This is a genomic window from Candidatus Eisenbacteria bacterium (genome assembly GCA_026388185.1).
Lineage (GTDB): Bacteria > Eisenbacteria > RBG-16-71-46 > JAFGJU01 > JAFGJU01 > JAPLKG01.
This window is the reverse complement of sequence record JAPLKG010000011.1, coordinates 139,072-154,843: the sequence shown is the minus strand read 5'-3', so window position 1 is coordinate 154,843 and position 15,772 is coordinate 139,072. Positions and strand designations below refer to the sequence as shown.

12 protein-coding genes are annotated in these 15,772 nt (G+C 53.0%); 4 read left to right on the top strand and 8 right to left on the bottom strand.

Features of this window, described 5'->3' with window-relative positions:
• Positions 1–26 precede the first annotated feature (26 nt).
• The 7 genes from NTX17_06320 to NTX17_06290 all read right to left on the bottom strand — a co-directional run bounded on the left by NTX17_06320 (position 27) and on the right by NTX17_06290 (position 8,190).
• Positions 27–941 (bottom strand): glycosyltransferase family 2 protein, encoded by a 915-nt coding sequence (locus NTX17_06320; protein ID MCX5800985.1) that lies wholly within the window; start codon positions 939–941, stop codon positions 27–29.
• A gap of 1 nt (position 942) precedes the next feature.
• Positions 943–2,241 (bottom strand): flippase, encoded by a 1,299-nt coding sequence (locus tag NTX17_06315; protein ID MCX5800984.1) that lies wholly within the window; start codon positions 2,239–2,241, stop codon positions 943–945.
• Positions 2,238–3,005 carry a DapH/DapD/GlmU-related protein gene (locus NTX17_06310; GenBank protein MCX5800983.1) on the bottom strand — a complete coding sequence of 256 codons (768 nt, stop codon included), beginning with the start codon at positions 3,003–3,005 and terminating at the stop codon, positions 2,238–2,240. Before NTX17_06310 ends, NTX17_06315 begins: the two co-directional genes overlap by 4 nt.
• On the bottom strand, positions 3,006–4,133 hold the full coding sequence (locus NTX17_06305; protein ID MCX5800982.1) for a peptidoglycan bridge formation glycyltransferase FemA/FemB family protein: 1,128 nt from the start codon (positions 4,131–4,133) through the stop codon (positions 3,006–3,008).
• A complete protein-coding gene (locus NTX17_06300; protein MCX5800981.1) occupies positions 4,121–5,248 on the bottom strand; it encodes a DegT/DnrJ/EryC1/StrS family aminotransferase in 1,128 nt (375 codons plus the stop codon). The genes NTX17_06305 and NTX17_06300 overlap by 13 nt, the downstream gene beginning before the upstream one ends.
• Positions 5,249–5,323: 75 nt before the next feature.
• Positions 5,324–7,588, bottom strand: coding sequence for a polysaccharide biosynthesis tyrosine autokinase (locus NTX17_06295; protein MCX5800980.1), 2,265 nt, complete (start codon positions 7,586–7,588; stop codon positions 5,324–5,326).
• A 26-nt stretch (positions 7,589–7,614) separates the two neighbouring features.
• Complete coding sequence (locus NTX17_06290) at positions 7,615–8,190, bottom strand: SLBB domain-containing protein (GenBank protein ID MCX5800979.1); 576 nt, start codon at positions 8,188–8,190, stop codon at positions 7,615–7,617.
• Positions 8,191–8,432: 242 nt separating this feature from the next.
• Between NTX17_06290 and NTX17_06285 the strand changes: the two genes are divergently transcribed.
• Positions 8,433–9,596, top strand: coding sequence for a glycosyltransferase (locus NTX17_06285; GenBank protein ID MCX5800978.1), 1,164 nt, complete (start codon positions 8,433–8,435; stop codon positions 9,594–9,596).
• 52 nt (positions 9,597–9,648) lie between these two features.
• Positions 9,649–10,545, top strand: a complete 897-nt coding sequence (locus NTX17_06280) for a class I SAM-dependent methyltransferase (protein MCX5800977.1) — start codon at positions 9,649–9,651, stop codon at positions 10,543–10,545.
• Between the two features lie 407 nt (positions 10,546–10,952).
• Here the strand turns inward: NTX17_06280 and NTX17_06275 are convergent, their stop codons facing one another.
• A complete protein-coding gene (locus NTX17_06275) occupies positions 10,953–12,434 on the bottom strand; it encodes a glycosyltransferase family 39 protein (GenBank protein MCX5800976.1) in 1,482 nt (493 codons plus the stop codon).
• Positions 12,435–12,804: 370 nt separating this feature from the next.
• Here NTX17_06275 and NTX17_06270 point away from each other — a divergent pair, with 370 nt between their 5' ends.
• Together NTX17_06270 and NTX17_06265 are read left to right on the top strand one after the other, a co-directional pair.
• Positions 12,805–13,908 carry a DegT/DnrJ/EryC1/StrS family aminotransferase gene (locus tag NTX17_06270; GenBank protein MCX5800975.1) on the top strand — a complete coding sequence of 368 codons (1,104 nt, stop codon included), beginning with the start codon at positions 12,805–12,807 and terminating at the stop codon, positions 13,906–13,908.
• A 533-nt stretch (positions 13,909–14,441) separates the two neighbouring features.
• On the top strand, positions 14,442–15,743 hold the full coding sequence (locus NTX17_06265; GenBank protein ID MCX5800974.1) for a glycosyltransferase family 39 protein: 1,302 nt from the start codon (positions 14,442–14,444) through the stop codon (positions 15,741–15,743).
• Positions 15,744–15,772 lie beyond the last annotated feature (29 nt).

Here is a 15,772-nt window from a genome sequence, read left to right as displayed (position 1 = left end):
TGAAGAGGTCAGACCCTTCAGCCAGCTTATTCGCGAATTTTCGTCTTGCGTGCATCATGGACCTTCGATCTCACGATTAGGTACAGTCGCCAGGTTAGCAACTCGAATGTGGCAGCTACCCAGGCAATCAGCGCAGCACCTCTACCGTGGTGCTTGCGAAAGTATCGCACGAGGTCATCCCGCTGGATTGTCAGTATCGACAACAGGGGTTTCTTGACAGTCGAACGGCTTACGAGGTGACAGATCGCAGTATCAGGATTGTGAAATATCCTAAATCCTGCACGCTTGAGACGCATGCAGAGGTCGTCTTCCGTAAAATAGAGCATCAAGCTCTCGTCGTAGAAACCCACTTGTACAAGCGCGGACCTTCTGGCCATCAGAAACGCATCGGATATCACGTCAATCTCCCTCTGAGTGCGTCTGTCCCAATCCATCATTCTTGCGTTTCGTAACATCCTGGAGTTCATAAAGAGTCGTACCAATGGTTCCCTGCTCATGATAACCCACAGAAGAGTTCGAAAAGGCCAGCAAGTCCGTATAGTCTCACCTTCACTGTCAAGGAACATGCAGCTTGCAGCACCCGCGGAAGGATGTGCTTCCATGAACTCAACCATTCCGGAAAGCGTGTCCTTCTGAACGAAAGCGTCCGGATTGATGATAAGCACGTACTTCCCGCGCGCCTGGGTAAGCCCCTGGTTGTTGGCCTTTGCAAAGAATACGTTCTCTTTGTTAGGAATAAGCTTAACGGGTGAGAAGTCCCTCGTTACCATCTCGGGTGTGCCGTCCGCGGACGCATTGTCTACCACGAAGACTTCTGTTGGGATGCCTTGACTGCTTTCCAGTAGTGCCTTGAGACACAGGGCAAGCTCATCTCGACAATTGTGGGTCACAACCACGCAGGAAACGAGAGGGAGGGTTCCAGCAGTTCCTAGATCTTCCATGTTACTCTACCAACGCTCGCATGTTGCGGGAGACAAATCTTGCAAGCTCAGAGAAATCATTCTTCCCGACCGCCAGAAGAGACAGGGGGGTGCGCCCTGACACCTTGGCAAAGATCGTGAGAGTGACCATCATTGAGAGCAGATATGCAACTGAAGAAGCAATTGATGCGCCCACGATTCCGAAGGTTGGAATCAAAACGAGGTCTAGTCCTATCCCGATTGCCAAACTCACGGCAGCCAGCGCAGTGTTTATCGCGGGTCTCCGGGCAAACGCGTTGAAGTAGACCGTGGTGATGTGCGCCAGACCATACAAGATAGTGCCCGGGAGAAGAACTATCATGGCGTTCACCGAAGGGGAAAACGCGTTGCCGTAAGCGGCCCTTATGAGCACTCCTCCGACGGCGGACAACACCACTGCGCATCCTAACCCCCACAACATCGCCATCCGACAGGTCCTCGCCGCAAGTTCGTAGGATTCCTCCGCCGTGGCAGAAGAGAATCTGGGCAACAATGCAACCGCCATAGCGCTAGGAAGGTACATTATGACGGAGCTGATAGCAACCGCGACAGAGTACAGACCGACCGCAGAAGCGCCAAGAAAATAGGCCACGAGGAAGACGTCTAGCCTGAGACTTGCCACTCCTATGAAATTGCCCATGCAGACCGCCCCACCAAACCTTAGCGATTCCTTGAAGAGTGAGGGCAAGAAAGAAATCCCGGGCGCTGCAAAAGGCCGGACCAATGCGAGAGTCACGGCCAGAGAAATGGCTTCACCTCCCAACCAACAGTATAGGGCCGTCCAGATACTGGGATGATTCAGGACGAAAATCAAGAGTAGCGACATGGTGATAAGCGGCCCTATCGCCCTCGTAAAAGCGAATCTCCCTATCTTGTTGAGACCCTGAAGAAAGGCCGCAAGATGCTCTCTCAGTAGCCCAAGCGGAATGATCACGGTCAGGAGACCTAGGAACGGAGCTAGTGGGGCATTCTGTCCCAGCCAAGCCCTGAAAACCAGAAACACACAGGTCACGAGGAAGGTCGAACACGCAAACAGAAAAAAAGAGTTGCGAAGTAAAACCTCCACGCTGTGTTTTTGTTTGCCAATAGTACTCGCCACAAAGACAGGCACTCCAAGATTTCCAATCAAGACAACAAAGCCAGAGGTAAGCACAACGAGAGAATACGTGCCCTTGCCCGATGGACCCAGGGTCCTAGCTATCACAACTCCGCTCAGGAAACTGCTGGCCAGAATCGCCAGCTGAGAAGCAAGACTGAACGCTGTGGCTGTGCGCAGACTCACGGCTGAGGCCCCTCAGTCCCTGAAAACCTCACGGTGCTACCTTCCGCAAGAAGAGTTCTCTTCACAGTGGCAGGGTTTCCCCCCACTACAGTGCCTCGAGCGACATTTCTGTTGACTACGCTGTTCGGCAATACCACCGCAAATGGGCCGATGATGCTTCCAGGATATACCGTGGAGTTGCCTCCGATCCATACGTTGTCGTCAATCTTCACCGGCGAAATCACCGTTTCTGATCGGTCGTTCAATTCCTTTCCTTTGAGTGCTTGAAAGACACTTGAGTGTGTCCATATCCCTACTGACGGCCCTGCAATCTGAACGTAATCGCCGATCTCCAGTCCACCCGACCAGTCCAGTACCGCGCCGAGCCCTATGTAAGTATGCTTGCCGATAGAGATCTTGCCCACCTTGAAACCTGTCATCACCACCCCCCGTTCGATGAAAGATCCTTTCCCGATGACGGCATTTCCTACGAGCGCGAACTCGGAAACCACAACGTCCTGACCCACCACCGTTCCATCCCCTATCCGCGCCCCCACACCAATCTTGGCATTGCCCCCGATGGAAACGTCCCTGCCAATACTGGCGCCAGAGCAAATCCGCACAGACTCTCCCAAAGCTGTCCTTTCACCGATGCGTACCCCGTAACCAAGATAAGCACCACGACCGACGCGCACACCCCCCAACGCGAAGAAGGCGGTCCTCAATCCAGAAAAAGGCATGAAGCCAGCCCCGATTCTAATTAGCTTACCCAAACCTGTTTTCATCTACCTACTCGCTAACAGCCTTTTCAGCGCCCTTTCAGGATTCCTCAAAGCGGACAGCACCCTGACCAGCTGGCCCAGATAGGTCCTCTTTAAAGCCGAGCAATAACTGACAACCGTACCGCCAAATCCCATCTTGAACATCGAGATACCGGGAAGTCTCTCCGCGTCAATTCCCAGAAAATCATACGTGGCTGAGCCACGCCCCTTCGCCCCAAGTATGCAGTTCCACTGAAGGAGGTCATTGGCCGCGTGTTTCCTGCCATCCTCTGACGAAGCTCCGCTGAAATACAGCGACGTAGAACCTGTGTGAAGCATGATTTCTCCTGCGACGATTTTGCCCCCCCACACTCCTACGTGAAACGACGCAATACCTACTGGGACGAGCTCTTCGATCAACCGCAGGAAGAAAGACAATTTTGCGGGAGTTTTTCCCCATCTTCCGAGGGTCCGCTGAAGCAACTCGTGATAACCAGGAACGTCCTGTGACAACCCTTGTCTTACTTCAACCCCTTCCTTCTGCGCTCGGCGAATCATATTCCTCCGCTTCGGCCCGAGCATTTGCCAGAGGTCTTCCTCACTGCGCTTCAGTGCCAGGATAACCGTCTGGGCATCGTGGATTGAGTATCCAGCGGTTCTCAGGACGTCCGAATCGTACCCCGGAGGAGTGATGACATAATTCGTGTGCCCACCACTCACTCTCTCTTGCTCCTTCAGGACCGCCAGGGCTGCCTCCTCGGAATGCGGAAGAAAGATAGGCCCCCCGTAAACCGCTTCGTACATTCGTGGAGGCGACCAGGATGTTCTGAGTCCCACCCGCCCTCGCCGCGTATAGAAAGTGTTGCAGGCTACTATCTGACCACTTGCGATGGCAAGAGAAGTCACTGGCCTCAAGTTGAACTCTGAAGACAGCACAAGGTTCCATTCAACAGAATGAAATGCGGTTGACAGAGGACACCTCGAGAGAAAGGCTGACATTCCGTTTGTCAGTTCAGGGGTCAGTTCCTGAAGCTCAAGAGAAACCAGCTCCAGCGATGACGCAGCTCCACTTGCCTGTGGATGTCTGCCATTCGCCATGGCTTTCTTTCTGTGAAGTGCCGAAGGCTCAGAAGTCTCTCTCACCGTAGACATCGTAATCTACCGAACTCCTGAACGCTGGCGATGATGTGTTCGATTTCAGTCGCAGTTAGGTCAGGGTATAACGGAAGCGTGACAAGGCGCTTCCAGACTCTCTCGGTGACCGGCAGTGACCGCTTGAAGGGCGCATATACTGGGTAGAGATGGTTCGGGATGTAGTGAACGCTGGTTGCTATCCCCTGTTCCGCAAGAAAGGAAATCAACTCCTCTCTGACCGAAGGCGGCACCTTAATGACGTAGTTGTGATGTGCGCTCCTTGCATATGGTTTCTCGACCGGAGGTTCTAACCACGACATCCGCGAGAAAGCAGCATTATACCTCGTCACAATCTGCCTGCGCCGCTCGTTCAGAGCGTCAAGCTTCTTGAGCTGAACCAGACCAATACAGGCCGCGATGTCGTTCATGTGCGCCTTGAAGCCCACCTCGCGCACTGTGTACTCCCACGAGTAAGCGTTGGAACCAGATCTCTCGAACGTGGACTTGGTTATTCCAAGCCAACGCAGGCTACGGAGTCTCTCGGCAAACTCTTCGCACGGGGTAACTACCATCCCTCCCTCACCAGTAGTGAGGTTCTTTACCGCGTGGAAGCTGAAGCATCCTAAGTCACCCAAGGTACCAAGCTTCTTCCCTTTGTATTCACCGCCGCAGCCATGTGCAGCGTCTTCGACAACACTTATGTGTTTGGCTCTCGCCAGATCCAGAATTGGATCCATATCGCATGCATGGCCGCCGTAGTGAACTACTACAATGGCCTTGGTTCTGGGCGACAATAGTCTCTCAATTTCTGCGGTACTTATGTTCAATGTATCTTCTTCTACGTCGGCAAAGACAGGAATTGCGTTGTTGTAGAGAATGACGTGGTTAGTGGAAACGAAAGTCAGAGCGGTAGTGATCACCTCGCTGCCTTCGAGGTCAAGCACCTTCAGAGCAAGATGAAGAGCGGCGGTGGCAGAGTTGGTGCCGACGGCGAACCGGGTTCCAAGATACTGGGCAAACTCGTTCTCAAACTGCTTGGTCTTGGGCCCTAGCCCGAGCCATCCTGTAGAAAAGGATTCTCTCAGGGCGTCCAGTTCCTCTTCACCTATGGCCGGTTTGAAAACGGGAATCATGTCTTCTCTGGAAGTTATGTCAAATTGCCATAACGGGAAGAGGGCCGATGCGGAGCAGAGCTGAGGTGTTTACCTTCATTTCCTCTTGGAATCGGCCTCGTCAGATTGCGAATAGGATCTATAATCATAGTCGTAGTACTTGCCGCCAATCCTGTGATGAGTATCAAGGTCATTAAGGACTATCCCAATTACCTTGGCGTGCACTCCGTTCATGACAGACAACGCACGCGACAAACCTGTCCCCGCCGTAACATCACACCTCACTACCAATAGCACCCCATCGACTCTGGCACCCAATGCCGCCGCGTCTGAGATCGGCAACACCGGCGGCGAATCAAATAGCACAAATTCAAAATCTTTTGCAAGCTCGCCAATAACCTGCTTCATCTTGCGCGAACCAAGCATTTCAGATGGATTGGGCGGCAGAGTACCGGTGCCGACAACGTATAGCCCGTCGACCCTTGTACGCGTTATCACGTCCTCGAGTGCCATCTTTCCGCTTAAGACGTCACTCAACCCGCCTCCCGTTCCTCCACCCAACAACGCACCGACTGTCGGCCGCCTGAGATCTGAGTCAACAACCACGGTCTTGTTGCCGGCCTGCGCCATGACCACAGCGAGGTTAGCCACTACAGTGGACTTGCCCTCTGATGGACCCGGACTCGTAACAACGATGGTATGAAGCGGCTCATCCACCTGCGAGAAAAGTATGTTGGTCCTCAAACTGCGGTAAGATTCCGAGGCCGGGGAGCGCGGATCCATCTCCGCCAAGAGTACTCTACTGTCTTCCCCGCCGCTGCAAACCTTGGTCACTCCTACACGACCAATTCTAGCGCGAAATAATCCCTGCCTTCTGTGCCCATCTATCATGCTGGGAATAGATGCCAGTAGAGGAATCCCGTCGCCCAATAGCTCAATGTCAGATGCATCTTCGATCCTGTCCCGGAAGCGCTCAACGGAGAAGGCGCCTATGACACCCAGTAGAAGCCCCGCTACGAAGCCAAGCACCAGATTGCGTTTCTTCCTAGGAAGAATGGGTTCTCGTGGCGCTTGCGCAACGTCAATGACGGAAGCACTCCCTAACTGACCCGCCTCTTTGATTCGAGCTTCCTCGTACTTGCCCATAAGCATGACGAGAATCTGCTCGTTCGCCTGCTTGTCTCGCTCCAGTCGTGCGAGCATCAGAGCCTTGCCAGGAAGCATTTCAAGCTCACCGTTGTAGTCGCGAATGATCCCATCAAATCCTTCCACACGTGCGCGAAGCGTCCTGACTTCAACCTCAAGACCAAGTATCTTCTCAACCAGTTGCTGAGAGTAAGAAAACGGATCCTGTAGGTTTATCTCCTTGGACAGAGCGTCCTTCGTTCGGTCTACGAGTTGACTCTTGGTTTCCTCTATCCTTCGATTGATTTCCTGCATCTTCTCATGATTGTCAGTGTATCCCTGCGCCAGATAGCGCGTCCTGATTCCCTCTAGGTTCGCCAGCGTATTGCGTAGCTCGGTCACAACTGGGGCGGAAACTCTCCCTATGTCCTCCACGAGTGACGTCTTCTGAGCAGACAGTTGAGTCTCAAGGAACGAGAGCCGACGTTCGGCCGCCTCAAGATCTACTTGCGCCTGCCCTCTCAGTGCCTCAAATTCCGCCAGTTTCTTAACAGCAGCTTCGGTCTCATCAGAAAGGCTTGCCACTTTCTCACGTTCCTGGAAACTCTTGAGAGCCTCCTCAGCCTTCGACAAACGCTCCCTCACAAGGGTCGACTGCTCCTCTAGGAAGCTCTTAACCTCAGCAACTTCTCCCCTGGCGCGGTAACGGTTGAGTTCGAGGTAGGCGTCAGCGATCGTGTTGGCAATCACACTGGCCTCATGCGGACTGCCTGCCTTAGCTCCTATCCGTATGATGTTGGTGTTCTCAATAGGAGAGATTTCTGTCGATGCGACCAATTCCTCCAAGAGATCCGCCGTTGGCGCCGGGTGGGCCTTCGAGCCGAGTATTCCTAATCTGTCTGCGTCAGGGCGAGCTCGTAGATTGGCAATGACTCTCTCCGCTACCATTCTGCTTCTCAAAATCTCAACCTGATTGCTCAAGAGCATCTCGTTCGTGATACCCAACTGCATGAAGCTCGGAACACCAAAGACAGACTCTACTCCTCCCGCACGGCCTTCCACCTCCACCATGATTGTGCTTTGGGCCTGATATACTTTCCTGGTAGTGAATGTAAACACGGCAGTCACGCCCACTGTGACAAGGAGGACTCCAACGATCAGAAGGCGGTTCCTCAGAAGAACACGCAGGTAATCACTGAAGGCAGGTTCTCTCTTTTCCGAATTATTGGACTGCATCACTATGGCCTCTACTACAGATGGATCTACCTCGTTGCATAGACTATTACATTGGCAAGCAACGCAGTAACAGACAATATCGAGCCAAATCTCATAACCTTGTGCCAGAACGTCGCTGGCACAACGACTGTATCTCCTGGCTCGAGGACGGGAATGCGCGACCAATCGCCGGAGCCGGTGTAACGCTTCAAATCGACGGCGATCGCCCCTTTTCCTCCGGCCCCTGTCCGGACGAGCTTGATCTCTGTCAGGTTTGCATCCTCTGTCGGTCCTCCCGCCAGCGAGAGGAGACCAACAAGGTCGGTCCCATCTGCGACCAGGTAAAGACCAGGCTTACCTACTTGCCCCCATACGTGCACGTAGAATTGCAGTGCGTCTTCTGTACCCAAGTTAAGGTAGTACTGGGACCTTCGTGATTCGTCGGTCTTAGGAGTCTCTTGTTGATTGTTTGCCGGTTGCTGGTTTTCTATTGGCTGTTGGTCTTCTGCCGGTCGTTGACCTTCTACCGGTTCGGCAGCCAGCGCGCAACTACACCCGAGCACAGTTATCAATAGAGTCAAAGCGAACAGTCTGAACGCTAGAACGCTAGAAAGGCGAATCAATCTGACTCCTTTGTTTCCAGACGACCACAAGATGACCCGTCAAGGCACCACGCTTGGCGTATGCTACAGGCCCAAGGCGGGCTGTGTCAAGCTACTTTTCTCGTCCGATGAGGTGGATGCGAAAAGAAAGAGTGCTCGCTCAGTGCGTCGTGCGGTACAATGTCCAGGCTGTGCCCCTGCAGGGACTATTTTCGTCTGGAAGTGGCCAAGCTGCAGGTTCTAGGAGGCTATGGAGAGCAACCATGAGAAAGAGACAGGATTTCTCTGTACTACACATGACCGACTTTGACACCGAATTTCCCGGGTCATTCATAGATTGCTTGAGACGCCTGGGCGCCAGGATGGCTAGCGACAACCTTAAACTCGTGCTTGTCTTCCCTTCCCACAGAGACTGGCAGGAGACACTGACTGGCAGCAACATTTCCGTATTTCATCTTCCTTCGCCTCGTCTTAGGAATCCCCTTCGCTTCATTTTCTTTCTTTTCAGAGTGAGCAAGCTTGTAGCTTCCGAAAACGTGAGAATAATTCATTGTCATTTTGGAAAAGACTCCAAGATTTTTGCGGTGCTGCTTAGAGCGTTCTTCAACAGGAAGCTGAGGATTGTATGGCACTGGCACAACCTTCCCGCTACAAAGGTTCACAGACGCGGCAATATCGTCAAGAGACTATTCAGAGACACCTTCTACGGTCTGGCAGGTCACTGGGTAGATCGACACGTGGCCATTTCCACGGAACTGTACAGTTGGCTAGCCCATATCTCCAAAAAAGTGTCCCTCGTGCCAAATGGAATTTCCCTTGAGCGATTCAGAAAAGACAGTGTGGAACTTCCAGCGCTGGAAGAGATACGCCAACAAGTTGGTGTAACTGAGCGTTCTTTTGTAGTCTGTAGTGTGGCAAATTTCAGACCGCAAAAGGACCACGCGACTCTCTTGAAGGCAGCAAGAGAGGTCATTCAATGCAGAAAGGATAGCACCTTCTTGCTAGTAGGAGACGGCCCTACTAGAGAAGGCATCGAGAGACTTGCGCGAACCTTGGGAATACAGCAACAGGTGATCTTTCCGGGCGTGAGACGAGATGTGGAAAAAATCGTCAGCATTTCAGACGTGTTTGTTCTCTCCACGCATCACGAAGGCTTTCCCTACGTGCTACTCGAAGCCATGGCCCTTGAAAAACCAGTAGTTGCTACAGACGTCTGGGGATGTAACGATATAGTCAAGGAAGGGGTAGGCTTCCTTGTACCTCCGCGCGACTGTCAGCAACTCGCAGAAAGGATAATATGGCTCTATGACAATAGGGAGAGAGCGACAGAGATGGGAAGACTAGGCAGAAGACGGATAGAACAAAACTACGACTTGGATACTTGGACAGCGAGAATCGAGCGACTCTATCTCGACTTGTGTGAATAGGGAGTCCTCGTGGTTAGGACGCAATTCCTCCTGTGCTTGGATGGAAGCGAACATGATCCACAAAGATATTGCTGATGATTTTGAGAAAGGGTTCCTTTCCGAGACTCTGCTGAAACAGATAGAAGACTGCGATTCCTATGAGTTAGCGCACTTGTTCCTTGAGCTGTTCAGAGAGCATCAACCTGTGCTGGAGGCAGGATGCGGTAGCGGTCGCTGGAATGCTTGGTTTCGCAACCACGGCATACGAAGTGACGGCATCGACTGGAGTGAGGCTCTGTGTAGCCGAGCGCGCAAAGAAGTGCCCGAGTGCCGTTTTTTTGCGTGTGACATGCGCTCCATTCCTTTAGAAAGCAAGACCTATGGTGGGGTTATTGCACTGGGGTCGATTGAGCATGCTCTCGAAGGACCTATCCAGGCGTTGCGCGAGTTCAACCGTGTCCTACGCGACGATGGAGTTGCAGTCATAACCGTACCATATGGGGGAGTGTTGCGTCGAACAATGCGGTTTCTTCAGAGATCTAGATATAACAATGTGATACGACGACTGTTTGGCAAACCATATGCTGGTATAAGCGTTCGCGATGCAAGGAAGAGCGCCGTGAAGAAATGGCACCCACGGTTGGTTTACGGTCCCAAGGGTTGGTTTTTCTACGAATACGAGCTGACTAAAGTTCAAATGCGGGTCTTTCTGAATGATTCAGGCTTTGAAGTTCAGAAAGAATTCATTGCGTTTCTGGACGAAGGAATCTTAGGCAGTTTTGGCAGGATTGCAGGAACATGGGATGCAAAGCGGGGTAATATGAGCCTTACTTTTCTTGGAAGGCTGTTAACAAGATTGATCCCGGTCTCAGTCACGGGGCACATGCTCTGTTACGTGGTAAAGAAAAAGGGCTCCATGCCTCTTCTTGGGCCAAGGCCCTGTCTCCAAACACGTCCGTTAGGTGCCTAATATATCAGGAGAAGCACGCCTTCATTCCGGCCAATTCAGGCGCATACACTCAGATCTTTTTCAGTTTGCCAGACACGTCCTGGCATCTGGTGGACTCATTGGTAGGTGATGGGTGCAACTTTGTAGCAAGCGACTCGACCGAGCCATTCAGGCTCATGTTTTCCTCATACAGTCCATCCGACAGCGGAGCTTGCATGGCGTGTCAACGTCGGTTTTGTTTGTCCGCAAATCGCCAAGAGGTCTCACACGGGGTATACTTCCACCGCCTAGAGATAGCTGCACTCCACGAGACCAGGAAGATCTTCATTCTGAGGTAGAGTCTGCTTCCAATTGAGATCGGCGGGCCCGGACATACCGAGCACGTGGAGGCCGTCTCACCACATGGTGTTGTGGACACCGCGACCATATTAGTCACTACCCCTGTAGAATTCCGAGAGTCCGAAACTCAGTCTGTCTCGAACACGCGAGAAGTAGACGACTTGTCCCTTGCCCAAGAGTCTCGCATGCAAGCCTGCGTTATTGTACTTTCGAAGATCGCGCTCATGGATTAGCCAGACAACTGTGCTAGTGTTCGAGCGCAACCTGACCACCTGACGATTTCCTGTAATCGCAACGATCGGAAAGCCCGGAAGATAGTACTGCACCACTCTCAACGGAATCCAGGGCTCAAAGGTGCCGGGATCGCCGACAGCAATCGCGGTAGTATCGGGAGAAAAACCGCGCTTAACCGAGTCCAGGACCTCTCCTGCCCGTCCTTGCCTCTTGATCCCGTCACGGGAATAGTCCAATGCCCAGAAATTCGCAAAATTCCTGTACCTGTCCATCTTGATACCCACAACCCGTCCTCCCACCGGCAGGGGCGAAACCAACAAGAACAGCAGACAGTTGGCCAGTACGATGCTACCCACGAGAACGTGCCTGCTTCTGCCGCCCCGTTCATAGACAAATAGGCTGGAAAGAAGAGTAAAGCATGGGGTGAATGCCAAAGCGTATCCTGAGTTTCCCATGAAGAGAAGGTAGGAAAACAAGATGGGGCCGCCCCAACACACGACGTAAAAGGTGACTAGCTCTTTTCGAAGTCCGCTTCGAATCCTTCTCGCTGCGTGTATGCTCCAAATCAATGCAATCACGGCGAAGCCGAGCCCCCATAAAGAACTGCAAGAGGCATAGGCCATCGTCTTGAGGTTTCCGAAATGCGCAAGAACGCTGCCCTTGTAGAGTCGTTGCGATATCTCCAAGTACGCCTTCGGTCCACCGCTCAGAAGTACGAGTGGAACAAGCCAAGACAGACATGCCGCAGCCAGCACAAGAGCCTGTTTTGCCGCCTCCTTCAATGATCTGAGCGAAATCACAACTGCCATCCACATTGGGACAAAGTAGAGGAGTAGACTCTGTCTTATTCCGCCCGCGAGACCTAAGGCCAGGCTCGTTGCGAGAGCGTATTCCCTGTTGCCTTTCATGGTGCGGTACCCTGTGTACGCTATCAAGAGCGACCCGAAGGCATCAGCTGCATAGGAAACAGGCAATGCGCCATGCGCCCAAAAAAGCGGACTGCTAATAAGAAAGAGTGCTGAGACCACCCCGCATCGATAGTTGAGCATTTCTTTCCCGAGCATATAGATCAGAACAACTGCCCCACAGCTAAACACTATGCTCAGGGCTATGAGATCCTTGTTTGGATCTCTGACGAAGAGGTGTAGGAGCTTACCCAAGCCGACGTACAAGATGTAACCTGGGGGATGTGGCTGGTGTTTCTCAAGGTTGAACTCCTTGATGCCAAGCGCGAAATTCACGGAGTCGTGTGTGCATAGACACTTGGCAGCAAAGGGGAGTCTAGTAAGACAAGTGACCACTATCAGAGAAACGACCGTTGAGAAGTTTCTGTTCATCCTGAGCCTGCTCAAAACTTCGCCCTTCCTGACTACCGCGGATGGAAAGAAACATGAGCTTTGTCTAGGACGTAAGGAAACCCACCATTGCGTTCGTTGTCAAGGGCAATCCTCGGTCAGGAACAAGTATCTTCACGAGTCCAAAGCACACAAGAAGGAGCAGACCACCTACAAGAAGTTCCTTTCGCGTCACGACCCCAAGTTCTCAACGAAGTAGCCAACCACGAAAGCAACACAGAAAGGATCTGTTACAAGGTTACGATGCCTGGCCGGGCATCACAATGTCCATGCAGAAAGCAGCTTGTTACATGAGAGAGGGTCTCGTAGAATGGGGCAGAAAAGGTCACATTGTAGCCCAAGGAGAATCCGCATGAACATTCCACTGGTTGATCTTCAGGCACAATACGGAAGCATAAAGAACGAGATTGACGGCGTCATGGCCGAGGTAATTTTGAAATCTGCGTTCGTCGGAGGACCTTACGTCAAGTCCTTTGAGAAGGCCTTCGCACAGTCGTGCGGCGTCCGACACTGCATCGGAGTAGGAAGCGGCACGGACGCTCTCTTCATCACCCTCAAGGCTCTGGGCATCGGTGAAGGAGACGAAGTCATCACTGCGGCAAACACCTTCATCGCGACGTCGGAGGCCGTCACGCAGGCCGGTGCCAGGGTTGTCTTCGTCGACGCCGATCCTAAGACATACAACATTGACACAGGCAAAATCGAGCAAAAGATCACACCAAGAACGAAGGCCGTCATACCCGTTCACCTTTATGGACAACCCGCCGACATGGATCCGATTCTGGAACTTGCCCGAAGGCGCGGTCTCAGAGTGATTGAGGACGCTGCACAGGCGCACGCTGCTGTTTACAAAGGCCGTCAAGTCGGATCGTTTGGTGACGCGGCGTGTTTCAGCTTCTACCCCGGAAAGAACCTCGGCGCTTACGGCGACGGCGGAGCCATCGTTACTAACAGCGATGAGTTGGCGCTCAAGGTCAGAATGTTTGCCAACCACGGAAGAGTCGACAAGTACGACCACGAGGTTGAGGGCGTGAACAGTCGATTGGATGGGTTACAGGCCGCGATACTGGGAGTGAAACTGCGGCACCTCCCGGAATGGACAGAGAAGCGACGGAAGAATGCGCGTCTGTATGGCGAGCTTTTGAAAGGCGCAGACGTCGTGACTCCAGTTCAGATCCGTGATGTCAAGGCAGTGTATCATCTGTACGTGATAAGAGTGAACGGAAGCCGACGGAAGCAGCTTCAAGAGCACCTGAAATCAAAGGGCGTCGCCACCGGAATACACTACCCCATCGCGCTTCCGAATCTCAAGGCATACGCGTATCTCAAGCACAGTGAGACGGATTTCCCGGAAGCAACCAAAGCCTCTCACGAAGTTCTGTCCCTGCCCATGTATCCGGAGCTCGACGATTCGCAGGTTCAGTACGTCGCGGCATCGATAAAGGAATTCTTGTAGCAAGAGACGCTGCATGGCGTTAGAGGCCAGAGTCACTCGCACTGGCAGACCTCCGAATCAGAGCCGCGCCTGTGTCCCGCGCGAGCATCTTGACACGGAATCGGATTTCCTATGGAATAACGCTCATCACGGGGGCTTGGCGCTACATTCTCCTCGGACTGGCGGCAATTGGCCTGTACGCCGTTCGCAAGCATGCACGGCAGCTAGCATGGAATTACGCCATACTCGTACTCAGCACTTTGACCTCTTCGATCACCCTCGCGATACCTAGATACCGGCTGCCGGTGATGCTCTTCGTGTGCGTAGTCTCCGCTCTCGGGATCTACTATGCCGCCGTGAACGTGTTTGGCCGCCCAAAGGAATGTTCGCTGTGGTATGGCACATAGGCGCTGTCTCATGGCCGAATGGCCTCGGAATCATTGACTCGCCTTCGCAAGTTGTGGTAAATTGAACTAGCTCAGCTAGGTAATCATCACAGAACAGGGACTCTCGAATCCGGCTGGGAGATCCCGGACACAAGGAGTGTCCTTCGAATGACGGCGCTATTGGTTCGTTTGAGCGGCAGAGCATCAGTTGTATACTTTCTGTGTCTTCTCGGACTGATTACGTCACTCATCTTTGTCTTCCTGATGTTCCCCAAAATGTCGTCTTCCGAACACCTCGTTGTTGACTCCGATTCCTTTGGTCCGATTGCGCAGGGCATATTGCATTACCATGCCTTCAGCTACTATCCGGACCGTGTGCCTACGCTGGATAGAGGACCTGCCTACCCGGCGCTAATTGCCGTGGCGTTGATGATCTCGAACGGCTGGTGGCCGGGTTCGGTCCAACTCACACAGTGCTTCCTGTTCGCGCTGACCGTCCTGATGCTATTCTGGCTGGCGTCTGCTTTCTGGGGTAGGACAATCGGACTTGTCGCGGCTGCATTAGCAACGGTCCATCCGTTCCTGTTATGGTACTGCAGCAGGATTTGGGTGGAAACGCTGTCCATGTTCCTATTTACCGGGGCCATAACAGCCGCGATGGCGTTCCATCGTCGACCAACGTGGTGGCGCGCGCTGCTAGTCGGAGTCACACTGGGAATAGCCGCGCTGTGCAAACAGACATTTCTGCCGTTTGCCGTGATCTTGCCGGCAGCTTTGTGGCTCGTGAAGGGGAATGCTTCAAGAATCAAGATGCTCGCGGCGGCCTGCCTTCTGGCGACCCTGATAGTGTTTCCGTGGACGGCGAGAAACTATATGTTGTCCGGCAGAATCGTCCCGGTGCAAGGCAAGATGGGACAGAATATGGAGTTCGGGGACACCGTCGTGAGCAGCTTCCGACAGCATCCGTTCTCAATGTACGGTTTGTGGGAAGCGGACGCGCCTAACCAGATAGCGGTTCGCGCGAGCGTCCCGAAATCGCTGAAGGGCGCAGACAAAGAACTCGCGATTGACTCCGCTTATCTCAAGATGTGCAAGGATAGATACCGAAGCCATCCCGGGTTCCTGGTGAAGAAGATGGGCATGAACCTGGCACTCTTCTGGATGCTCAGCGAAACACCTAAGAAGAGCATGGTCCTTGCGTTGCTGCAACTCCCGTTGCTCGCGGTCTTCGCCTTCTGCGCATTCAGGAACATCAGACGCTATGGGCTGAGATCGATCCACGGCTTCATCGTGGCAATGGTGCTAGCGTTCTGGTTCCTGCATCTGCCTGTGCTGTCGATAGCCAGGTACTCTAATGCACTCATACCGACCATATTCATGTATGCCTTCGGCATTCTGGAACCGGTGTTCCGATTCAAAGATGGAGCCGATGCGCGCCCTGGCGGCGTACGCGTATCTCAAGCACAATGAGGCGGACTTCCCGGAAGCAACCAAGGCCT